This is a genomic window from Siphonobacter sp. BAB-5385, assembly GCF_002261125.1.
GTDB lineage: Bacteria > Bacteroidota > Bacteroidia > Cytophagales > Spirosomataceae > Siphonobacter.
Genome location: NZ_NMPS01000232.1, coordinates 66,812 through 89,928, shown reverse-complemented (window position 1 = coordinate 89,928; position 23,117 = coordinate 66,812). Strand labels below are relative to the sequence as shown.

17 protein-coding genes and 2 pseudogenes are annotated in these 23,117 nt (G+C 47.1%); 7 read left to right on the top strand and 12 right to left on the bottom strand.

Annotated features, from left to right (window positions below; genetic code table 11):
* Positions 1–207: 207 nt before the first annotated feature.
* The 3 genes from secDF to BWI93_RS24415 all read right to left on the bottom strand — a co-directional run bounded on the left by secDF (position 208) and on the right by BWI93_RS24415 (position 4,742).
* Positions 208–3,285 carry a protein translocase subunit SecDF gene (gene secDF / locus BWI93_RS24425; protein WP_094816288.1) on the bottom strand — a complete coding sequence of 1,026 codons (3,078 nt, stop codon included), beginning with the start codon at positions 3,283–3,285 and terminating at the stop codon, positions 208–210.
* 110 nt (positions 3,286–3,395) lie between these two features.
* A complete protein-coding gene (locus tag BWI93_RS24420; RefSeq protein ID WP_104709439.1) occupies positions 3,396–3,752 on the bottom strand; it encodes a hypothetical protein in 357 nt (118 codons plus the stop codon).
* 84 nt (positions 3,753–3,836) lie between these two features.
* Positions 3,837–4,742, bottom strand: coding sequence for a hypothetical protein (locus BWI93_RS24415; RefSeq protein ID WP_176454323.1), 906 nt, complete (start codon positions 4,740–4,742; stop codon positions 3,837–3,839).
* Positions 4,743–4,976: 234 nt separating this feature from the next.
* On the opposite strand from BWI93_RS24415, the pseudogene nadC reads away from it, so the two are divergent.
* Positions 4,977–5,827 (top strand): annotated as a pseudogene (gene nadC / locus BWI93_RS24410) (carboxylating nicotinate-nucleotide diphosphorylase).
* A gap of 121 nt (positions 5,828–5,948) precedes the next feature.
* Positions 5,949–6,935: a quinolinate synthase NadA gene (gene nadA, locus BWI93_RS24405; RefSeq protein ID WP_094816285.1), complete on the top strand. Its 987-nt coding sequence runs from the start codon at positions 5,949–5,951 to the stop codon at positions 6,933–6,935.
* A gap of 116 nt (positions 6,936–7,051) precedes the next feature.
* Here nadA and BWI93_RS24400 read toward each other — a convergent pair whose 3' ends face one another.
* From BWI93_RS24400 to BWI93_RS24385, 4 genes are all read right to left on the bottom strand, one after another.
* Entirely contained in the window at positions 7,052–8,020 is a 969-nt protein-coding gene (locus tag BWI93_RS24400) for a MoxR family ATPase (RefSeq protein WP_176454322.1), read from the bottom strand.
* 126 nt (positions 8,021–8,146) lie between these two features.
* Complete coding sequence (gene prmC / locus BWI93_RS24395; protein ID WP_094816283.1) at positions 8,147–8,986, bottom strand: peptide chain release factor N(5)-glutamine methyltransferase; 840 nt, start codon at positions 8,984–8,986, stop codon at positions 8,147–8,149.
* Positions 8,987–8,991: 5 nt separating this feature from the next.
* Positions 8,992–9,228, bottom strand: coding sequence for a DUF4834 domain-containing protein (locus BWI93_RS24390; protein ID WP_141217590.1), 237 nt, complete (start codon positions 9,226–9,228; stop codon positions 8,992–8,994).
* A gap of 13 nt (positions 9,229–9,241) precedes the next feature.
* Complete coding sequence (locus tag BWI93_RS24385; RefSeq protein ID WP_094816281.1) at positions 9,242–9,874, bottom strand: NUDIX hydrolase N-terminal domain-containing protein; 633 nt, start codon at positions 9,872–9,874, stop codon at positions 9,242–9,244.
* Positions 9,875–10,021: 147 nt separating this feature from the next.
* Between BWI93_RS24385 and BWI93_RS24380 the strand changes: the two genes are divergently transcribed.
* From BWI93_RS24380 to BWI93_RS24370, 3 genes are all read left to right on the top strand, one after another.
* Complete coding sequence (locus BWI93_RS24380; RefSeq protein ID WP_094816280.1) at positions 10,022–11,545, top strand: capsule assembly Wzi family protein; 1,524 nt, start codon at positions 10,022–10,024, stop codon at positions 11,543–11,545.
* Between the two features lie 388 nt (positions 11,546–11,933).
* On the top strand, positions 11,934–12,680 hold the full coding sequence (locus BWI93_RS24375) for a ferritin-like domain-containing protein (RefSeq protein ID WP_094816279.1): 747 nt from the start codon (positions 11,934–11,936) through the stop codon (positions 12,678–12,680).
* A gap of 24 nt (positions 12,681–12,704) precedes the next feature.
* On the top strand, positions 12,705–13,463 hold the full coding sequence (locus tag BWI93_RS24370) for a ferritin-like domain-containing protein (protein ID WP_094816278.1): 759 nt from the start codon (positions 12,705–12,707) through the stop codon (positions 13,461–13,463).
* A gap of 125 nt (positions 13,464–13,588) precedes the next feature.
* Here BWI93_RS24370 and BWI93_RS24365 read toward each other — a convergent pair whose 3' ends face one another.
* A complete protein-coding gene (locus BWI93_RS24365) occupies positions 13,589–14,449 on the bottom strand; it encodes an alpha/beta fold hydrolase (protein ID WP_094816277.1) in 861 nt (286 codons plus the stop codon).
* 236 nt (positions 14,450–14,685) lie between these two features.
* Positions 14,686–17,514: a carbamoyl-phosphate synthase large subunit gene (carB, locus tag BWI93_RS24360; protein ID WP_094816276.1), complete on the bottom strand. Its 2,829-nt coding sequence runs from the start codon at positions 17,512–17,514 to the stop codon at positions 14,686–14,688.
* 281 nt (positions 17,515–17,795) lie between these two features.
* On the opposite strand from carB, the gene BWI93_RS24355 reads away from it, so the two are divergent.
* A complete protein-coding gene (locus BWI93_RS24355) occupies positions 17,796–18,680 on the top strand; it encodes a hypothetical protein (protein ID WP_094816275.1) in 885 nt (294 codons plus the stop codon).
* A 46-nt stretch (positions 18,681–18,726) separates the two neighbouring features.
* Positions 18,727–20,190, top strand: a complete 1,464-nt coding sequence (locus BWI93_RS24350) for a hypothetical protein (protein WP_094816273.1) — start codon at positions 18,727–18,729, stop codon at positions 20,188–20,190.
* 52 nt (positions 20,191–20,242) lie between these two features.
* On the opposite strand, the gene BWI93_RS24345 is transcribed toward BWI93_RS24350, so the two are convergent.
* The 3 genes and pseudogenes from BWI93_RS24345 to BWI93_RS24335 form a co-directional block, all read right to left on the bottom strand.
* Positions 20,243–21,235, bottom strand: a complete 993-nt coding sequence (locus BWI93_RS24345; protein WP_094816271.1) for a hypothetical protein — start codon at positions 21,233–21,235, stop codon at positions 20,243–20,245.
* Positions 21,223–21,843: a hypothetical protein gene (locus BWI93_RS24340; RefSeq protein ID WP_094816269.1), complete on the bottom strand. Its 621-nt coding sequence runs from the start codon at positions 21,841–21,843 to the stop codon at positions 21,223–21,225. The genes BWI93_RS24345 and BWI93_RS24340 overlap by 13 nt, the downstream gene beginning before the upstream one ends.
* A gap of 170 nt (positions 21,844–22,013) precedes the next feature.
* Positions 22,014–23,023: pseudogene (locus tag BWI93_RS24335) on the bottom strand (NAD(P)H-dependent glycerol-3-phosphate dehydrogenase).
* Positions 23,024–23,117 lie beyond the last annotated feature (94 nt).

Genomic DNA, 23,117 nt, shown 5'->3' with positions numbered 1-23,117 from the left:
TGACAAGTTTCTATTTGTCAGAGCGAATGGTTTTGTCTCTAATCAACCCGAGCTAAACAAGCGTATTACCCGATTACGATTTGTTCATGTAAAGCAAACAGGCCTACCGATGTTCGGCAGGCCTGTTTTATGCATAACTCGTAAGATAGTCAATCGTTGATTGGAAGCATGGCTTCTGTTACGGCTTAACTACCCACAAATCGCTTCTTAAAGTTTCGGCTTGATGATCCGATCTTTCTTCTCCTTTTTAGCTTTTTCAGCCGCAGCTTGTGGTTCTTCACCTTCGATCAGGAAATCTTCGGGTGAAGGAACTGCAAATTTATCCGCAGGCTTATTCACTTTAGCTACTTCCAGAGCTGCTCCTTTTTGCTCCTGATCTTTCGTCAGGAAGTCAACCACGATTGGCGTAGCTACGAACAGCGAAGAGTACGTACCTACGATGACCCCGATCAACATGGCGAACGAGAAACCACGAATCGTTTCACCGCCGAAGAAGAACAGTACGATCAGTACCAGCATCGTTGAAAGACCCGTTACGGCCGTACGGCTTAGCGTCGAGTTCAAGGCGTTGTTGATAATCGTCGGAATACTTTCGTTTTTCGCACTACCCTCCCGCAGGTATTCCCGAACGCGGTCAAAGACGACGACCGTATCGTTCATCGAATAACCCATGATCGTCAGCAAGGCACCTACGAAGGACTGATCTACATCGAGTGAGAAGGGCAGAATGCCGTTGAAAATCGAGAAGATAGCCAGGATAATCAGTACGTCGTGCGATACCGCCACCATTGCTCCGTAACCGAACGCCAGTTTCTTAAAGCGAAGCAGGATGTAACCAAACACAACCGCAATACCCGCCAGAATGGAGTACAGCGACGAGAAAATCATGTCATTCGCGATCGTAGGTCCTACTTTCGACGAACTCAGAATTTCAGCTTTACCGATTTTGCTCACGCCCTGAATAATCTTGTTCTGAGCTTCGCGATCGGCTTCTACCGTCGTTTGGTCTACCAGGTAATCCGTCGTGATTTGTACCTGATCACCACCGATACCGCTACCACCGTAGGTTTTTACTTCAGGTGAGCCGTCCAAAGGTCCTTCCAGAGCCGTACGAACATCGTCGGTACTGATGCTCTTGTCAAAACGTACAACGTAGGTACGACCACCTTTGAAATCAACGCCCAATCCGAATCCTTTGATTACTACCGAAAGGATACCGGCCGCAATGATTACGGAAGAAATGGTATAATACAGACGACGTTTCGATACGAAATCGAAGTCCGAATCTTTGAACCAGTTTTTGGTCAGACCCGAAACAAAGTTGATTTTCCAGCCTTTTTCTACCCAGATATCCATTAACGCCCGGCTTACGAAGAATACCGCAAATAGCGAAGTGAAAATACCGATGACCAGCGTTACGGCGAAGCCCAGGATCAGACCCGTTCCGAAGAACAACAGGATCAGACCAGACAGCAGCGTAGTAGCATTGGAGTCAATGATCGAAGAAGTCGCATTTTTGAAACCGTCACTCACGGCCAGCTTCATCGGCTTTCCTAGAGCTAACTCTTCCTTGATCCGTTCAAAGACCAGTACGTTCGCATCCACGGCCATACCAATCGAAAGTACGATACCGGCGATACCAGGCAAGGTCAATACTGAACCCAGTGACGCCATGATACCCATCAGGAAGAACAAGTTGATCAGCAGGGCGATGTCGGCAATGAAACCAGAGCGGTTATAGTACGCCAGCATAAACATCAGTACGACGAACAGACCTACTACCGAAGACAGAATACCCGCGTTAACTGCTTCTGAACCCAGCGTTGAACCTACGACGGCTTCTTCTACGATCGTCGTCGGAGCGGGCAGTTTACCTGCTTTCAGTACCGTGGCTAAATCTTTGCCTTCTTCAAGCGTAAAGTTTCCGGAGATACTAGAGTTACCATTCGGAATTTCACCGTTTACTACCGGAGCTGATTGTACATAACCATCCAGCAAAATGGCAATCCGGCGACCGATGTTTGCAGCCGTCAGGTTTCTCCACTTACGGGCACCTTCGGGATTCATTTGCATGGAAACGTCCACGCGACCGCTCTGATCGTAATCTTGTGAAGCGTTTATGATTACTGAACCATCCAGGGGAACTTCACCGTTCGGACCGCGTTTTACCGCGATCAAAGCCATGATGTCTTTGTTATTGATCGTACGAGGCTTGGCTTCGTAGGCAAAGTTCAGGTCTGAAGGCAGTAAAGTACGAACGTCGTTACGAGCCAGCAGAGCATTTACCCGAGGCGTATCTTTTACGGCTACACCCAGTCCATCCTGCATTGGGATGAACAGTTTCGTCAGAGCAGCACCTGCGTTAGTCGATTGCGTAGTGTCGCTTTTGGCAGCACCTGAATCTTTTTTCGTCAGAGCAGACGCCAGACCACCGTTTGCTTTAGCAGCTGTATCTACGGAAGCCTGTTGCGTAGCGGGGCTTTTCAGAGCCGCACTTTGCTCACGTTCTTCTTCCAAGAGAATATTACCAATACCATCCAGAGCCGGAGCGTATTCCTGCAATTCGTATACTTCGCAGAATTCCAGTTTCGCAGAACCCGTCAACAGTTTACGTACCCGAGCCGGATCATCCACACCCGCTAATTCCACCTGAATACGGCCAGAGTTCGGGATACGCTGAATGTTCGGGTTCGATACGCCGAATTTATCCACCCGCTGCTGAATAACGCGGAAGGCACGCTCTACGGCACCATCTACCTCGGTTTTGATCATTTTCACCACATCCGCATCGGAAGTCTGGAAGTTGATCGTAGCCCGGTTCGTAGCATTCGCAAAAACATCCGCCAGTTTCTTATCGGGATTCAGGCTTTTGAAGTTACGAGCAAAGGCATCGACAAAGTTCGACTGTGAGTTACCCTGCTCTTTCTGCGTAACGGCCAGAGCCTCCAGGAACTTGGGATCGCGGCTGTTACCGGACAGCGACTTGATGATGTCTACCGGAGATACTTCCAGAATCACGTGCATACCGCCCTGAAGGTCAAGACCCAGGTTCAGTTCACGCTCGGTTACCTGTTGCAGGGTACTTCCCAGCCATACATCTTCTTTCCACAAAGAATCCGTATACCGTTGTTTTTTTGCTTTGTCTACTTCGCCCGTGCGGGGATCCGTAGCGTATTCGATCGCTTTTTTCTTGTAATCCTGCGATACGAACGTGAAAGAGAGGTAGTAGAGGCATAACGCGGCAAAAATCCCCGTTAGAGCCACTATAACACCACGATTTTGCATGGATAAATTGGCTTTGGGTTACGAGCACTTACGCCCACAACCAGAGTACATAAGAAAACAATTGGAAAAGGATACTATTGAAACTAGGATTGAGAATCCGGATAAAGAGACTAGGGAGCGTTCGGTGAAATCACGTGCTCAAAGAGCACCTCATGATAAGGAAGTCGGAACTGAGGGATTCCAACCGACGTAGGTTGCTGCTTGCTGACTTCGAAGCAGTACACCGAGGGCGGTAGCAGGTAAAAGTCCTGCGTAAATGAAAAATCGGCCACCGAGACCGTCGCCATCGGGGAGAGTGCCTGAACGGTTGCTTTGGGTGTACCCGAAGTCTGATCTGACTTTTCAGTAGGAGCTTTAGGCAGGGGCAATGCTTTCGCCGATACGCCTTTCACTGCTACCGAAGCAATCAGTAACACACTTGCCAGAAACAAGCTGAATAACCGTGCTATGGAACGTGGACTTTTCATTTGCGGGGACGAAAATAGCAATTTTTTGGAAAGACAAGGACTCTCCAACCGATTACTTAGGAAAATGTTTAGAAATAGTCCGCTTCAAACGGTAGCCTCACGTTTTCTGCGAATCCCCAGTTCATTTCGTACCCGCATCCCCTGAGCCCGCAGCTTATCGCGTAGATTCAGCCACTCCCGCTTACTTAAGCCATCCGCGATGAAGGAATGGGTTTTAAAATCCTTCCGAATGACTTTTATAGCGTGAAGGCCTTTCCCTTTGTGTTCATAAGCTACTTCCCGCAGTTCCTCCAAGAGGAATACTTTCTGATAACCAGGCCACAGACGATTTCTGATGACAAGTTCCGTTTCAGATATACCCACATAGTATAGGCAATGAGCGGCCATACGCCAGAAAAAAAAGATTATTGTAACGTAACCCAGCATAAGCGAAGGTTCTCTGTTAACGGGATTTTGAAGCGAAAGGGCTAGTGAAACATTAATTACTAAAAACATATAAAACAGCATAGCCCGCCATACACTCCCCCGATAATAAGCAGCCTTATTCGTGCTGTATTCCAGAACGGTTACCCGAGGCAGACTGATTCTTTCCTGCTGTTGCAGTACGATCTGTTCCAGAAAGAGCTTCATCAACCAGCTATTCTGGTACATGTGATCGAAAAAGACGCGTTTGACATTTCCCTTGAATAACATCTGTACGCCCTCACCCGTGGCCCATAGGAGTTTGGAGTGGTGCTTTCCGGTTAATTCCAGTCGTTCCAGATCTTTCCAGTAAAAGACTTCGGTACCGTTATAGATTAGTTTTTCAGTATCCAGAACGATCCTCGGAGCCTGTTCCCAGAATGACCAGGCTCCGTAGAAGAAAGAAATAATAAACACTACCCCAAAAATCATGAATGCCTGTTCACCCGTAGTGGTTTTTCGCAAGCCATAATGACTAAAAAAAGAATAGGAGAAGAATATTCCTGCACCAATGCAGAGCAATGCCATAGCTACGAGAGCACCCCAGAAATAAAGCCAGTGACGCTTGGATTGAACAGTTAATAAAGGTCCTTTGTTAATCATATATTTTCCGAAAAATGGTTTGAATAGAGGCTTTCCAATATACGCAATCCCATTAAAAGGACCAACCCTTCTGGTGGGTTGCACGAAGTTCAAGACCATTCACCCAAGGAAATGTATTATTTTCGCTTACTAAACCAGCCTCTGGGAAGCTCTTTTTATATGTACGGACAAGACATTCACGAATTCATACGCCTGGCTTTGCAGGAAGACGTAGGCGACGGCGATCATACCTCCTTAGCGACCATTCCGCCCTTTGCCATGGGCCGGGCCCGTTTACTAGTGAAAGACACGGGCATCCTCGCCGGGGTCGCAGTGGCACAACTTATTTTCGCCGAAGTAGACCCGGAACTGAAAGTAGAGGTATTGCTTCAGGATGGTACGCCGATTCAGAAGGGAGACATCGCTCTGACCGTTGAAGGTAGTTCGCAATCGATTCTGAAAGCGGAACGCTTGGTACTGAACTGCATGCAACGAATGAGTGGCATTGCGACCTACACCCGTAGTCTGGCTGACCGGATTGCGGATTTGCCCTGCAAATTGCTGGATACACGGAAAACCACGCCCAATTTCCGCATTTGCGAAAATGGGCCACGCGGATCGGCGGAGCCGTTAATCACCGCTATGCTTTGTACGACATGATTCTCATTAAAGACAATCACGTGGATTATGCCGGTGGAATCGAAGCTGCTCTTACGAAAGCGAACGTGTACCTGAAAGAAACCGGAAGAGACCTGCAAATTGAGATTGAAGTACGCAATCTGGCGGAACTGGACGAAGTATTACGAGTCGGTGAAACGCAGTCACTCCACCGCATCATGCTGGATAATTTTAGCTTTGATGACATGCGGGAAGCCGTTCGCCGCGTGAATAAAAAATACCCTACGGAAGCCTCGGGTGGCATCAATGAGCAAACCATCCGTACCTACGCCGAATGTGGCGTTGATTTCGTATCAGTGGGTGCCCTAACCCATCAGGTAAAGAGTTTAGACCTTAGTTTAAAGGCCTGGTAACAACGAGAAAATAAGTTGAGTTTGGTGTTTGGGGTTTAGCGTTTTGAGTAAATGATCTTTGATGCTAAACCCAAAACGCTAAACTCCAAACCCAAAGAAATGTATGCCTGCTGTATTCCCCATGAGCACTGAAGAGGAAGTCAAACGTATTGGCTATATCAGTCGCTCTGTACCCAAGAATGTTGATTTAAAGGCCGAGATTCTTCGCATGAAAAAGGAGAAGAATGCGGTTATTCTGGCTCACTATTACGTGGATGGCGAAATTCAGGATCTAGCCGATTTCGTAGGCGACAGTCTGGGTCTAGCTCAGGCTGCCGAACAGACCACGGCGGATATGATCGTTTTTTGCGGCGTTCACTTCATGGGCGAAACCGCTAAAATTCTGAATCCAAACAAGAAGGTAGTCATTCCGGATTTCAATGCGGGCTGCTCATTGGCCGACTCTGCTCCGAAAGAAGATTTTGCGGCATTTAAAGCTCAACATCCGGATGCTGTTGTAGTAAGCTATATCAATTGCACGGCGGACATTAAGGCGATGACGGACATTATCTGTACTTCATCAAATGCCTTGAAAGTCGTCGAATCCATCCCCGCAGATCGCCAGATCATTTTTGCTCCTGATGCTAACCTGGGTCGTTTCGTAGCCAAGAAAACGGGGCGGGATCTGATTTTATGGGATGGAGCCTGTATCGTTCACATTGACATTTCGCGGGAAAAACTGGCCAAACTACGGGCCGAACACCCGAATGCCTTACTGGTAGCCCACCCCGAATGTAAGGAAGATATTTTGATGGAGGCCGACTATGTGGGTAGTACTACGGGTCTGCTGGCGTATGTGCAAACGTCTCCAAACAAGGAATTCATCGTAGCAACGGAAGCCGGAATTATGCACAAAATGAAGCTGGCTAATCCGGATAAATTGATCATTCCGGCTCCGGCCAATGAACAGAATTTCTGTGCCTGCTCCGAATGTCCGTACATGAAAATGAATACCGTTGAAAAACTGTACAACTGCATGTACTACGAAATGCCGGAAATCCACGTGCCGGAAGAAACGCGGGTGAAAGCATTGAAAGCCGTAAAAGCAATGCTGGAAATTAGTAAGTAGATATTTAGTTACTAGTTGTTGGTTGATCGTTGTTAGGGTTACCGTTTGGGATTTTCAGAGTGAATTTGACTCCCATTAAAAACCAGTAACTAACAACCATTAACCAACAACCCCATCTATCGTCCGATTGCTACGCGTCGTAAGATAGAATCGATTACCTGTAGACTGGTAATGCCGTCGGCTTCGGCTTCGTAGTTGAGCAGTACCCGGTGATTCAGGACGTCGGGGGCTATTTCCTTGATGTCTTCGGGTAATACGTAATCCCGTTCGTCAAAATACGCCAGTACCTTGGCCCCAAGGTTCAGGGCGATACTGGCCCTTGGCGAGGCTCCAAACTGAATATAGCGGGCCTCTTCCTTCAAGCCGTACGTCAGCGGACGGCGTGTCGCAAATACCAGCTCGATGATGTAGTGTTCGAGCGTTTCAGAAATGGCAATCTGATTGATTTCTTTCCGAATTTCAAAGATTTCGTCCCGATTCAGGATCGGTTTCACTTCGTACACGGCCTCCATATTCGTCATCCGACGCATGACCTCCAGCTCATCCACCTTGTCTAGATAATCCACGAAAACTTTCATCATGAACCGGTCTACCTGAGCTTCCGGCAAGGGATAGGTTCCCTCCTGCTCGACCGGGTTTTGCGTAGCCATCACAAAAAAAGGCTTATCGAGTGGAAACGTCTGGTCACCAATCGTGACCTGTTTTTCCTGCATGGCTTCCAGTAAAGCCGATTGTACCTTGGCTGGGGCCCGGTTTACCTCATCGGCCAGAATCAGGTTAGCGAAGACGGGTCCTTTCCGTACCCGGAAATCGTCCATCTTCCGGTCAAAAATCATGGTTCCGACTAAATCTGCGGGAAGCAGATCCGGCGTAAACTGAATTCGGTGAAAGTCCAGATCCAGTACTTTTGCCAGCGTATTGATCGTAAGGGTTTTTGCCAGACCCGGAACCCCTTCCAGTAAGACATGCCCTCCCGTAAACAAGCCAATCAGTAAACGATTGAGCAGCCGTTCCTGTCCAACGACGACTTTGCTCATTTCGGTAAACATCTGTTTGATTTTTCGGGCGTGCTGTAGATCAGCCATAATATGCATGTTACGGAAACCGAGCTAGTTGCTAGTTCCGGAAAAACAGTTTTTTGTTCATAAGTGGTTCGTTAGAACCGGGGATCGAAAATAGGGCGGAATCCGTAGAAGGACAATCTTCATTCATTATTTACGGGCCAGAATCATCCGATCCCGTCCCGAAAGATCCGTTCTGATCTCCACGTGGTCAAATCCAGCTTTACTAAATTCTGCCGCTGTCTCTGGCCCCAGAGCCTGATTGATTTCAACCGCACAAAAGCCATTTTCCAGCAAATGCGTGCTGGCGTACTGAGCAATGGCCCGGTAAAAAATCAGGGGATCGTGGTCCGCTACAAACAGGGCCAGATGAGGCTCGTGGTCCAGTACATGGGGAAGCATGGTGGCGGCTTCGGCCTGTTTCACGTACGGCGGATTGGATACGATGGCGGCGTATCGCTGAGAGGGGAGGTCCTGAAGAATCAGGGCATTTTTCTGAATAAACTCGACGGTTACCCCCAAACGCTGGGCATTGTTTCGGGCTACGGTCAACGCTTCCGCTGAAACATCCAGAGCCGTTACCCGGGCATCCGGGCGTTCGGCAGCCAGCGTGAGGGCAATGCAGCCGCTTCCGGTACCGATGTCCAGTACTAGTGGAGCATCTGCTGCTTTTAATTCCTGTAACACCCATTGTACCAGTTCTTCGGTTTCGGGTCTGGGGATGAGTACCGCCGGGGTTACTGCAAACGTACGGCCGTAAAAATCAGCTTCTCCCAACACGTACTGTACGGGTTCCTGATTTTTCAATCGTTCCAGGAGAGGCGTTACCTCAGCCACCTCTGCGGGCAAGGGAGTATTGAGGGCGACAGCCGTTCGATTAAGCCCATACCGGTTTTCCAACACCAGGTACGCAATGGCTTTGGCTTCGTTGGAATCGTATACGCTGGCAAGAGTTTCGGAAATGTGTCGGAAGAGTACTTGGGCAGTCATGATTTTTACTCCTTCACTTCCTCATAATCAATATAATCGCCTCCCTTGTAGCCTTCTTTCTGGGGTGGAGCATAATCTACATTTACTTTCCCTTCACGTTGACGACTTTGGGCTTTCTCCTGACGGAACTCCCGCTCTACCCGCGAGAACTGATCTTTTAAAAACAGACGAAATACCCAGCGAACGATTCGTGGAAAAATAAAGCCAATGGCCATTACAATCAATAATATCTTGAAGATCATAGGGTTCTAAAGCTTAATCACACAACACAGGAGCGTCCGGATTTGTTGCAAAGTTAAACAGCATTTCGAGTTGCGAGGCTGTTACCCGGTCCTCTGATAACGGAAGCTCGGGGATTTCCGTTCGATGCACCCAGCGAACCTGCCCAATATCGTGACCATCGGCAGTAATCTCACCACCAACGGCTTCACAGCGGATGAAAAACTTGTACACGTACCAGGGTTGGGGTGGATGCGGGTGCTGCCGCTTATCAAGTACCGCCAGCAAACGTACCGGTCGCACCAGTAATCCGGTTTCTTCCTGGGTTTCCTTCACAGCTACTTCTGTAGGGGTATACCCGATGTCGGCCCAGCCACCCGGCAACGTCCAGCGAAGATTATCGATTTTCTCCTGAACCATCAGTACTTCATCCTCACCCCGAAAAATTACGGCCCGGATGTCTACTTTGGGCGTTGGATATTCACCCGTACCGCTGGCAAACAAAGGAGCAATTTTTTCGACGGGTTCGTCCGTCAGCGTGTGAAGCAATTCTATGCTAATCGTTCGTATTTCTTCGAAACGCTCTAAGTCGTAGGCATTGGGTGAATAGGTTAGGCCCGCCTGAGCAAGGGCATTTAACCGTTTGGCAATTTCCAGAAGCTGACTCATGAAGGTCGATCAGTCGATGAATCACAAAAATAGCGGCCACTTCCCAAAGACTTCACGTAAAATTTATAAACAACTCATCTACGATCCTGGTTTGTACTGTTACTTTTACCGCTCCTGTCCAGTACCACACCTGTTTGTCGCTAATTCATGCCTCTTTGCCGGCCTACGTTACGGTTTTCTTTCGGAGCTTACGGTCTGATCCTGCTGGTGTGGCTGCTTTCCAGTACGGCCTGGGGTCAGCTTGCCAAGCCCTATACCCTGCAAGCCGAAGCCAGCGGACTCGTATCTGGTGCAGAGCAATCTCCTTTCTGGCTCCGGGCGAATCAATACGGACTGATTCCACTCGAAGCACCAGCGGGCCTGGTCCGGGCAGGCCTTTCGGTTGACTTCGCTACCCCACTTCCCGATTCCATCCAACGCAATCGTCGAAAGCTGGATTGGGGCCTGGGCGTCGAAGGAGCACTGGTCAGTGGTACCCAACAAAAATTTGTACTACCCGAAGCCTACCTGAAGCTCCGTTACGGAAAGATAGAACTCTGGGGAGGGCGTCGCCGGGAATTCATTGGTATTACGGATACTACACTCACTTCAGGTTCCATTGCCTGGTCCAATAATGCTCTGCCCATTCCCAAAATTCAGATCGGTACGGCGGGATTTATTCCACTAAAGTTTCTTCGCAATTTCGTTGCCTTACGCGGTACGCTGGCTCACGGCTGGTTTAATGTTCCGTATATCCAGGGAGCTTATCTCCATTACAAATCCCTGCATGGCCGTTTTGGAAAGCCTTCGGGCCGGGTTGCGGTGTACGTGGGAATCAATCACATGGTTCAGTGGGGAGGTCATGCCGATTATCTGCGTTCGTCACCTTTCGCAGTAAACGGTCATCTGACTACCAATCCGGGAGATTTTATTCGTGGTATTCTATTAGGTCAGCTTTCCAGCGAACGTAATAATGACCGCTTTACGGGTTTTGACGGCGAAAATCGCGTGGGTAATCACTTAGGGAACTATGACTTTGCCGTATCGATAAAAGGCAATGGCCAGTCTTTCCTGTGGTACCATCAACATCTATTTGAAGACCTGTCGGGCCTTTTATTCCTAAATGGATTTGATGGTCTGCATGGCTTTAGCTGGTCACTTCCTACCAGTTCCCGGCGTGTAAAACTTAACAAACTCCTTTTTGAATATCTGACTACTACCAATCAGGCGGGTTCAACCTTCGACATCACGGCCCGATTTCAGGGAGGCGATAATTACTTCAACCATTCCCAATACATACAGGGCTGGTCGTATTATGACCGGGCGATTGGAACACCCTTACTCCCCGTTCGTTCAGAACTATTGAATGGAACGCTAACGAACGTACAGTTTTTCTTCCCGAATAATCGGGTCAATGCTTTTCATTTAGCGGGTCAGGGAAGTTTATTCGAAAAACTTAATTTTCAGGCTCGTCTCACGTACAGTCTCAACAGAGGGACTTTCTCATTACCTTTTCCGCGTACGCTTCCTCAATTCTCCTCGTTACTGGCTCTTTCTACGCATCCGGACTGGCTAAAAGGCTTCTCAGTAGCGACGCGAATTGCCTATGACGCAGGTGATTTATATCCGTCCACATTTGGGGCTTTTCTGTCCGTATCAAAAACCTGGTCGGGAATAAAGCAAGGAAAATAATTCCCAGTCCCCTAAAATTAGCGGTACGCGTTGTGGATTGATGTTTGGTATGATATTTTATAAGGTTTGTTACCGTTAGATTTTGCCCAATCCCTTTAACCTGTTTGTATGTTATTAGCCGCCCCTATTAACTTCTCTAGCATCTTTTCGGATGTAAATTCATTGTACCTGTTCGCAGCTAATCACTACTTTCTTTCCGATTTATAAAAATATTGACAAAAATCAATTTTCTTTAAAACCGCAATCTGTGCTTTCGCGTACGTATCAATAACATTATCATTTGTTAATATATTTGCTTTCCTTTTCCTTTCTTTACCGCTTTCATTGCATTGATCCGTTTTTCAACCCAAGCTGAACTTATTTACTAATCCTTTTTCAATAATAATTTATGAATCCTTCTTCTATTACCTCTGCTCAACCGGAAGGAAATCCTTCGGAGCGTAAAGCAGCTGTGGGTCGTCGTACGTTCCTCAAGTCGGCGGGCTTCACTTCTGCGGCAGCTGTTGGCTTATTCGCAGCGGCCTGTACGGATCACAACGGTGAACCTCCTGCTGGTGTCTTTGATTTGGGCCAGGGTGATTTAGGGGCCCTGAACTATGCCTATGCTTTGGAACAGCTGGAAGCAGCTTTCTATACTAAAGTAGTTGCCAGTGAAGCAGTTATGGGAAGATTTACGATGCAAGAGCGTACCATCTTCACGGATCTCAAGCTTCACGAAACAGCTCACCGTGACTTCTTCAAACTGGCCATCACGGCAGCGGTAAACGGTGATACGTCAAAAGTGTTACCAACGCTCGAAGTAAACCTTCCAGACGATCTGTTTGCCACGAAAGAGAAAGTACTAACGCTGGCGAAGACGTTTGAAGACCTCGGGGTTGCTGCTTACAACGGAGCTGGTAAATACATCGAAAACGTTGATTACTTACTCTTAGCAGGGAAAATTGTGTCGGTTGAAGCTCGTCACGCTGCCATCATCAGCAATTTGATAGCTCCTAAAACTGCCGCTTTTGCCAGCGATATGGAAGTAGATCCAGCATCTGGACTGGACAAGGCATTACTGCCTTCGCAGGTTTTGAAAATCGTTACGGACGGTGGCTTCATCAAAACTGCTTTTACTGCTAAATATCTTCCTTAGTAAGTTCTCAAACTTTCGATTGCTATGAATCTATTCGATATCTTTTCGAACATTGAAAAAGTTGACGCAGAAGCTGCAGATCGCTTTTCTTTCTATAATCGTCGCCACGTACTGAAATTTGGAGCAAAAGCTACGGCTCTGGCCGCTCTGCCTACTTTTTTCAGTTCAGTAGTTAATAAGGCATACGCTGCTTTGCCTAACGCGACGGAAGTACTCAAGTATGCCTTGACGCTGGAATACCTCGAAGACGCTTTTTACAAAAAGGGTCTGGCTACATCAGGTCTTATTCCGAGTATGGACCGGGCTATTTTTGCTCAGATCAGCAAACATGAAGACGCTCACGTGAAATTGTTGCAGGGTGCATTGGCACAACTCAACGTTACGGTTGCGATGCCTACGTTTGACTTCGGTCCTGCCTTCGATAACTACCAGAATTTCCTGGTGTACTCGCAGTCGTTTGAAGATTTAGGCGTTCGGGCTTACAAAGGTCAGGCTGGCGTTCTTAAACAAACGGATTACCTGACGGTAGCACTGCAAATTCACTCAGTTGAAGCTCGTCACGCGGCTATGGTACGTGCCCTTCGCGGTGACAAAGGCTGGATTCAGGGAAATAGCAGCGGTAATGCAGTGAAAGAAGTATACGCTGGTGAAGAGGTAGTGAAACAGGCGGGTGTATACATTGGCGGCTTACCCGGTCAAACGGATAATTCTGCTTCCGAAGCTTTCGACGAACCGCTCGATGAAAAAGCAGTATTAGCCCTGGCTGGACTGTTCATCAAGTAATAAAAGTTGTCCTGAAAACTCCGGCTGGATCATCTGGCCGGAGTTTTTTCGTTTTTATAAATTAGTAGCGTAAACGAAAAGGGGACTCATTTTCATGAGTCCCCTTTTTTGGTTGATTGGTTTCCTTACCAGGTTGTACCACTGGGCACCGTACTGGAAGTTACCACTGGAACGGCCAGGAAGTCGAGCAAATCCTGATTCAGGCGAGGCCACTCCGTGTAGAAGAATCCGTGCGGAGCTCCTTCGTACGGAATCAGCTGCGATCCGGAAATATTTTCGGCCAGCAGTTGGCCCGAAATTTCGTAGGGTACCACCTGATCGCTGGTACCGTGAATGATCAGAGTTGGTACCTGGATACTAGCCAGATCAGCCCGTAAGTCGGCCTGGCTAAAGGTCAGAATATTGTCAACGGTTGCTTTGGGTGAAGCCTGCATGGCCAGTCCGTGGAACCAATCAGCCAGTTTGCTACTGACCGGATTGTTCAACAGACTTACACCAAAGAATTTCTTCGAGAAGTCTTCGATAAAGGCTGCCCGATCCTGTAAGGAGTTTTCGATCATTTCATCGAACATACTCTTATCGATTCCATCCGGAAAATCATCCGTCTTCATCATATGAGGAGCCGCGGCTCCGAGCAGTACCAGTTTCGATACCCGGGCTCCCTGATAGCGGGACATGTAGCGGATGGCTTCGCCACCACCCTGAGAAAAGCCTACGATGGTAACATCCTGCAGATCCAGAGCTTCAAATACAGCGTTCAGATCATCCGCCAGCGTATCATAATCGTAACCTTCCCAGGGCTTGTCGGACATGCCAAAGCCCCGGCGGTCGATCAGAATACAGCGATAATGATTTCCTAACTGATTTACCTGATACTCAAACATTTTGTGGTTTAGCGGCCAGCCGTGCAGGAATACAACGGGCTGTCCTTGTCCCCAATCTTCGAAAAAGATTTGAACGTCGGGGGCGGTTTCTACATAAGGCATACAAGTGAGCGTTTTAACCGATCAGACGGTTGTGGATAAAAAGGTATCGCTCTATTGTATTAAAATCCCGTACCCAATTGACTAAAGGTAACATTGTAGCCGAACGGCCCCATTCCTAATCAATTCCTGCGTTTATGTGCTAGTTTTTTCCTCTTAATACCTTATAAATCAATAGGTTTATACGTAAAAAGCCCCGCTCAAAAGTGAGCGGGGCTGGATAAGTACTTCTGTAAAATCTAACGACTCAAATACAGATTCCGTTCGCTGTAAATCTGCTGGAATACTTCGTCCGTAAGATCTTCAATGAAATAGATGGCTTCACCCGTCGATTTCATTTCAGGTCCCAGCTCCTTATTTACACCGGGGAATTTGTTGAAAGAGAATACCGGAATTTTAATCGCGTATCCGTTTTTCACGGGGTTGAAATTAAAGTCCGTTACTTTCTTGTCACCCAGCATTACCTTGGTTGCGTAGTTTACGTAAGGCTCCTGGTACGCCTTACAGATGAACGGTACCGTACGGGAAGCCCGGGGGTTTGCCTCGATTACGTACACTTTTTCATCCTTGATGGCGAACTGAATATTGAGCAGACCTTTCGTCCGTAGAGCTACGGCAATTTTCTTGGTATACTCTTCAATTTGCTGGAGTACGTTTTCGCTCAAATCGAACGTCGGTAGTACCGCGTGCGAATCACCCGAGTGAATACCGGCTGGTTCGATGTGCTCCATAATACCGATGATGTGCACATTTTCTCCGTCACAGATCGAATCCGATTCCGCTTCGATGGCATTTTCTAAGAAGTGATCGAGCAGGATTTTGTTACCCGGAATATCACGTAATGTGTTTACAACGTGTTGCTCCAGTTCTTCTTCGTTGATGACAATCTTCATGGATTGTCCACCCAGTACGTAGCTCGGACGAACCAGCAAGGGATAACCCAGCGTACGAGCTACTTCTACGGCGTGATCGGCCGTTTCAACCGTATCGAATTTGGGGTACGGTACACCCAGATCACGTAACAGACTGGAGAAGGCTCCGCGGTCTTCCGCTAAATCGAGTGCTTCGTAGCTGGTGCCAATGATTTTGATACCGTACTTGGACAGTTTCTCAGCCAGTTTCAGAGCCGTCTGACCGCCCAACTGTACGATTACCCCTTCGGGTTTTTCGTGTTGGATGATGTCGTATACGTGCTCCCAGAATACGGGTTCGAAGTACAGTTTATCGGCGATATCCGGATCCGTCGAAACCGTTTCAGGATTCGAGTTGATCATGATCGTTTCGTAACCCGCTTCTTTCGCAGCCAGTACGCCATGGACGCAGGAGTAGTCGAACTCGATACCCTGACCGATCCGGTTGGGTCCTGAGCCCAGAATGACTACTTTTTTCTTCGGCGTTACGATCGACTCATCATCCGAAGTTTCTGAACCACTGGTAAATGTCGAGTAGAAATATGGTGTTTTCGCTTCAAATTCAGCCGCACACGTATCTACGCATTTGAATATCCGCTTGATGCCCAGCTCATTTCGCTTTTCGTATACCTGACTTTCCAGGCAATCGATCATGTGAGCAATCTGACGGTCGGCAAAGCCTTTCACTTTGGCTTCTTCCAGTAAATCTTTCGTAATGGAGTCGAGTGTATGTTTTTCGATCTCCTTTTCCAGACGAACCAAATCCTCAACCTGGTACAAGAACCAGCGATCGATTTTGGTCAGCTGCTGAATTTTCTTGAAAGAAATACCCAGTCGGAAGGCGTCGTAAATGTGAAAGAGACGGTTCCAGGAAGGATTCGCCAGTGATTGCAGGATGGCTTCCTGATCGGTCAGTTCCTTGCCATCCGCTCCCATGCCATTCCGCTTGATTTCCAGCGATTGACAGGCTTTTTGCAGAGCTTCCTGGAAGTTACGACCGATACCCATGGCTTCCCCAACGGATTTCATCTGCAGACCCAGGCGACGGTCCGACCCTTTGAATTTGTCGAAGTTCCAGCGGGGCACCTTTACAATAACGTAGTCAATGGCAGGCTCGAAGAAGGCCGACGTGCTGCCCGTAACCGGGTTGATCAGCTCGTGCAGACGGTAGCCAATGGCCATTTTCGCCGCAATTTTCGCAATCGGGTAACCCGTAGCTTTAGAAGCCAGAGCCGACGAACGCGATACGCGGGGGTTGATTTCAATGGCGATGATATCGTCGTTCGCAGGGTTTACGGAGAACTGTACGTTACAGCCACCCGCGAACTTACCGATGCCATTCATCATCATGATGGCCATATCCCGCATTTTCTGGTACAGGGTATCCGGCAACGTCATGGCAGGAGCCACCGTTACCGAGTCGCCCGTATGTACGCCCATCGGATCGAAGTTTTCGATCGAACATACGATGATGAAGTTTCCATCACCGTCGCGTAACAACTCCAGCTCGTATTCTTTCCAGCCCACAATTGACTGCTCGACGAGTACTTCGTGTACGGGCGACGCGTGCAGACCACGGTTGAGCATTTCGTCAAAATCCTTCGGATCATTCACGAAGCCACCGCCTGTACCACCCAGCGTATAAGAGGGACGGATTACCAGCGGGAAACCTACTTCCTGAGCAATTTCTTTTCCTTCCAGGAAAGAGCGAGCCGTGCGGCCTTTACAAACGCCCACACCCAGTTCCAGCATTTTCAGCCGGAATTTTTCCCGATCCTCCGTCGTCTCGATGGCGTTGATATCCACACCGATAATCTCCACGCCGTACTTCTTCCAGATACCGGCTTTGTCGCAGTCGATAGCTAAATTTAACGCCGTCTGGCCTCCCATAGTCGGCAAAACGGCGTCAACCTTGTGTTTCTGAAGAATCTCGATAATGGACTTTCGTTCCAATGGCTTGAGATACACATGATCAGCACTGAGGGGGTCTGTCATGATCGTAGCCGGATTGGAGTTGATCAGAATAACCTCGATACCCTCTTCGCGGAGGGAGCGAGCCGCCTGGGAGCCAGAATAATCGAACTCGCAGGCCTGACCGATGACAATGGGGCCGGAGCCAATAATCAGAACGGATTTGATGTCGGGATTTTTGGGCATTGTTTCAGGTATCAGTTAGCAGTTCGCTGATTTTGTAGAGCCTGAATTTCAAGGTCTTACTAAAACAGACAAACGAATAACGATCAAGGTCCCGGAAAGGGCCGGGCAAAATTCGTGCAAAATTAGGGGATCGGAAGCAAACGAAAGAACTTGCACCCAAAATTTCTAAAAAGTTTCTTGATTGCCGGAGGCTTTGGAGGGAATACCCTTTCTTTGTGATAGGGACTTTACAAACTTTTTCTGGTAAGGTTCGTTCTCGTATTAACCAGTTGCAGTTCTTTATGCCTTCTCGCCTACCCGTAGATGTCGCTATTAATGTATACGGCAAACCTTATCAAACCGCAGTTACGCTTCTTTCCCTGCTAAAGCATTCAGGGCAATGGATTGATAAGATTTATTTCATTGAAGAACGGAAACAACCTCAAGGCACTGACTTTTCCTTTTTGTACCCGCTCTTAGGTGATAAACTCATTCGGTATCGGCCCTGGTTCTGGTTATGGACCAATCCATTCAAGAAAGAATGGCTCATGAAACTTCCCTTCATTCGGCGTGCCATCCGGTATCAGTACGCCTGGGAAAAGTCTGATAAGAAATTTCTGTTGGTTACGCATAATGATGTGCTCTATGAAAAAGATCTGGTGGGCGTTTATCTCTCCGAAATCGGCGATCACATTGGCGTAGGTAAAGTAGGACAATGCTGGAATTGCCCCGCCTATTTTGCGAACAAGTGTAACAGTGAAAAATACTGGGATTACCGGCCTTCAAAAGAGGAGGTGCAGGAATTAGTTCGTCAGCACCCCGGAGCCCGGACGGTCCATTTTGACTATGAAATGAATCGTCGTAGCTCCTGGCCTATTCCCGAATGTCGCCTGAATGAATACACGGCTCTGTTGAATCTGGACCTGGCCCGTCCACTCACGACGCCCCAGGGTCCGGCGACTGCTTTCGGTAATATTGACGGACTGGATACCGCCACTGGCTGGTTCTGGTCGATCAGTAATGCGGGGTATCGTGTCAAGCACGTAGACTTTGATCCGTACGCTACTCACGACTGGACGGGTGGTATGAACAGTGGCCATGCAGCCCTGTTTGATCATCAATTGTACGAAAAAGGCGAACTCATTGCGAAAGAGTACCTGATTCAGGAGTACGGCCTTGATCTGTAGTTTCACTTCTCACTATATAAAACGATTTATTCCTCGGAACCCGCTTATGAAGACTTTTTCCTATGTTAAAACCGCACTGGTTTTAGTAGTCGCCAGCGGCCTCTTAACCAGTTGTAGCGATCTGGGTTTTCTACTCTCGCCTAAGAAAAACAATGCTGTTGATGAACGCGGACGTGGCGATGGAACCGGAGGTGGGAATCCCAATCCTCCCGTTATAAAGCCCGCATCCATGGTATACCTTACCAGCGAAAGCATGAAAGTAGGGTTTAGTATGGACTACGGTGGAGCCATCACTTATCTGTCGCCTGCCAATAGCTCTACCAGCATAATTAATAACTTTGACCTGGGTCGTCAATTACAGTATGCGTATTATTCGTATCCCCTGGAAACGTACAAACCTAATGGTGTTTCTCCACATCCCGCCTGGGCAGGTATGGGCTGGGATCCAATTCAGACTGGAGACGTTTATGGCAATGGTTCCCGGGTGATCGAGCGTCGGGTAGAGGGCAATAAACTTTACTTTAAAACCATTCCCATGCAATGGGCCTTCAATAATGTCCCCTGTGAGTGTACCGTCGAGACGTATGTTGAGCTAAAAGGGAATGTACTGGAAATGCGGAATGTATTACAGATGAATCGGACGGACAGCTATTCGCTCGTAAGCCGAGGTCAGGATATAGCAGGTGGATTTCTAACTTCCGATTTCACCCGTGGCAAGGCCTACTGGGGTTTAGCACCTTTTACTAACGCACCGCTAACTGACATTGACTTAGCATCACCACCCTTTACCAATGGTACGACCAACAGTATTGAAATGTACTTACCCGAAAACTGGACGTATATTTATAATGACAAGGGTGTTGGACTTGGTATGTGGGTTCCATCGGTTACTTATTTTTCTACGGAGATGATCGGTCGGCCTAATGTAGGTGATGAATTCAGTGGCAACACAGGAAGGATCGGAGCTCACATGAACGAGGTCTTAGATCGTAATCTTCGCTATGAGAGCAAATTTGCGTATATCTTAGGTACTGTCGAACAAACGCGTCAATACGCCACCGAGCATAAGAGCGAACAGATCAAGCCTGACTTTAACTTTGCTAAAGACCGACAACACTGGAATTATTTCAATGAGATCGTCGAAGCTCCTTTTAATGGAGAATGGAATATTGATTTAGATAATAGCTTGGCTAGTTTGTGGAGCCCTGATTTTGTATGGGATACCCGAAAAGATAAGAAACTATATATCCAGATGGCTTATGACGGTAGTGGAGAAAAAATGACAATCGTAGGATTTCGTCAAAATTCTTCTCGCTTAGTCGATTATACTCACCTAGAAACAACTCTTAAACTGATTCCGGATGGGCAGTATCATACCTATGAATTGAACGCAGGAGATATACCGGAATGGCAAGGTATGATTCGTAAAATCATTGTCAGCGTACCGAAAGAAAATCAGAAAGGGAAGCGACTAAAGATTAAAACTATTTCGACAAATAAACCTTCCTAATTAAAAAAGGCTTCCTCAGAGGAAGCCTTTTTTAATTGCCTCGGACATACCTTTAAGGCTTTGTCCATTTTTGAGCAAGCCACTTTATAGTATCCTTGCGGAATAGACCTAATTCGTAGGTTCCTGCGGGCATGGTTTCTACTAATACAATCGCTTTCCCACCTTGAGCGAATACATGGCCTGTCGTTGCAAAATTACCAAATCCATTAGAAGTGGCCCGGAAGGGTGCTAAAAAGGTATGATTTACTGAATCTTTTATGACCAGATACGTACTTGCTTCATTTAAATTTATTCCAGACGTTTCTGCTACAAAAGCTTCCGTTCCACTATACATCTGGCCTGGATAATACTGGTACCGTATCGAATCTGGGGATGTTATTTGAGTAGCCTTTTTCAGTCTATTCCGTAGTTCAGCAGGGAAACGATACATACCGTTTTTAATAAGCTCGGGATAAAATCGTTTTGTAATCTTATTGTCACTTTCGTATACACTCATAAATTTATCGTTTTCCTGCCAGTTCACGGCTTCAGCTTCCATAAAGTGTTTACGATACATCAGGGTAGGCCAGTATATATACCAAACTAAAGCCGAATAGATTACCGTCATGATAACCAGAGAAGCTATCAGGTATTTTTTCCAATGATAATTAGCAATCAAAAAGACAACTAAAACATAAGCTCCAACCACTGCGTACGTAGCATAAATCTGATACCTACCGATAACGGATAGTCCCAGCCAGGAACGTGACAAGGAAACTAATCCAGCCGTGAAAATTAGAAAAGCCAATAAAGCCCAGACTGGAAAAACGTTCATCTGACGGGTCCGTACAAAATAGATAAGTGATCCTACGGCAATACCAACAATGAATAAGCCAACCAGCATTGCTTTCCCAGTATTGGTAACGGAAATATTGGCTCCCAGAAAAACAAATACGTACTGAATTAATCTTACTGGATTAGCTAAACTTTCTCCGTAATGCGAAGGACTAGTTTGGTTAAAACCAATAAAGTAACTGGCGGCGGCAATGCCTATCAAAAAAGCCATATAGCTACTTCCTTTTTACGTTGCTGCATCAATAAGAGTAGTATCCCTGGAAACCAGACAAGCAAACCATTTCCGCTGGTAAAAATCGCCAGAATAGCACTTATACAAGCAGTAATAAAACAGGACTTTTTATCAAATTGTAAAAGATGCAGGGACAGTAGCACCCAGAAAATAACCAGCGTATGCTGTACTACACAAATCAGCCAAAGACTATCTTCCCAATAGACGGGCTGAAATAACAGGAATGTTACAGGAACGAAAAACCAGAGAGATAAAGATGACCGTCTGAAGTATCTGTAAAGAATATAAGCAGAACCAAGTATGCTTAAGTTTCCTATCAATAAAACCGTTTTGACGTTGATTTCCCCCTGGATTAAATAAGTAAGTAGCATTAATAACCGGGGCACGACAATTCGGTGTTCGGCATGTACGGAGAAAGCATCCTTCCAGAAGTGTAGCCAGCTGACTTCCGGTAATTTATACGTGTATAGAAAATACATCAGGATCGAATCATCGGCCCAGGGTAGATTGACGGCTACCTGATTAATTACTATATAAAAAAAGACAATGGGAATACAGGCAATGAAGAAGGGTAAAGCTTTACGCATTGATTCGGCGGTTTCATTGAATTCATGATCCTTCTTTGTTAAGTAAACGAATTGTTAAAAGAAGGATCAAGAGGGGAAGAATAAGCAGACCCAAAAATACAGCGGAAGAGGCAAAATATATATTCTTTTTAGAACTATACTTTGCCTCTTCCGCTGTATCTTTTAAACTACTACCGCAGCAGATTTTTCAGAATTTCAATTTCAACGGCCGGAGATGAACGTTCATATAAAATGGAATAGACCGCATTCACGATAGGCATGTCTACTTCAAATTGGCGATTAATTTCGTAGATGGACTTAACGGCATAGTACCCTTCAGCCACCATATTCATTTCCATCTGGGCAGATTTAACACTGTATCCCCGACCAATCATGCTTCCAAACGTACGGTTTCGGCTGAATTGGGAATAGGAGGTTACCAACAAGTCTCCCAGATACGCAGAACCCATCAAATCACGATAGTACGGATAAATGACGTCCAGAAAACGCTTGATTTCCTGCATGGCATTCGAGACCAGCACGGCCTGAAAATTGTCACCATATCCAATACCATGACAGATTCCGCAGGCCAGAGCAATAATGTTTTTCATGACCGCACAGTATTCAACCCCGTACAAATCCGTTAACGGGTGCGTACTGACGAAACGGCAATTCATCAAATCCGCAAAAGTCGTAGCCCGCTGCAGATCGGGTGAGGCAATCGTTAAATAGGACTGCTTTTCCAGAGCTACTTCCTCGGCATGGCAGGGACCGGCAATCACGCAGAACTGATCCTGCGAAACGCCGTACGTTTTTCCAGCCAGTCGGTGACCAGCAGATTTTCACCCGGAATCATCCCCTTGATTGCCGAGACAACCGTTTTACCCGTAAAATCTTCCGGTTTTAATTCGGACAAAGCTTCTACTATAAAAGCAGCAGGTACGGCCAGAATAATGACTTCACTTCCTTTCACGGCGTCATGCAACCGCGTAAACGGTTTGACCCGTTTAGGGTGCAGTACTACGCCACTCAGATAGCGGGGATTGCTGTGAAATTTACGGATGTGTTGAGCGTCTTCGCGGTTACGCAACCACCAACGAATTTTTACTTCGTTTTCGGAAAGAATACGAATGATGGCGGTTGCCCAGCTCCCTCCGCCAATGACTGCCACAGACGTAGGCGTTTTACTAGCTTCGTTCAAGGTGTAAAATCAAAAAAGTTGCCTAGAAGGTAGCGAAGCCGCTGCTTTAGTTCAGGTCACTCCGCCCCTATTTCAGGTAAGGAATGACTTGATT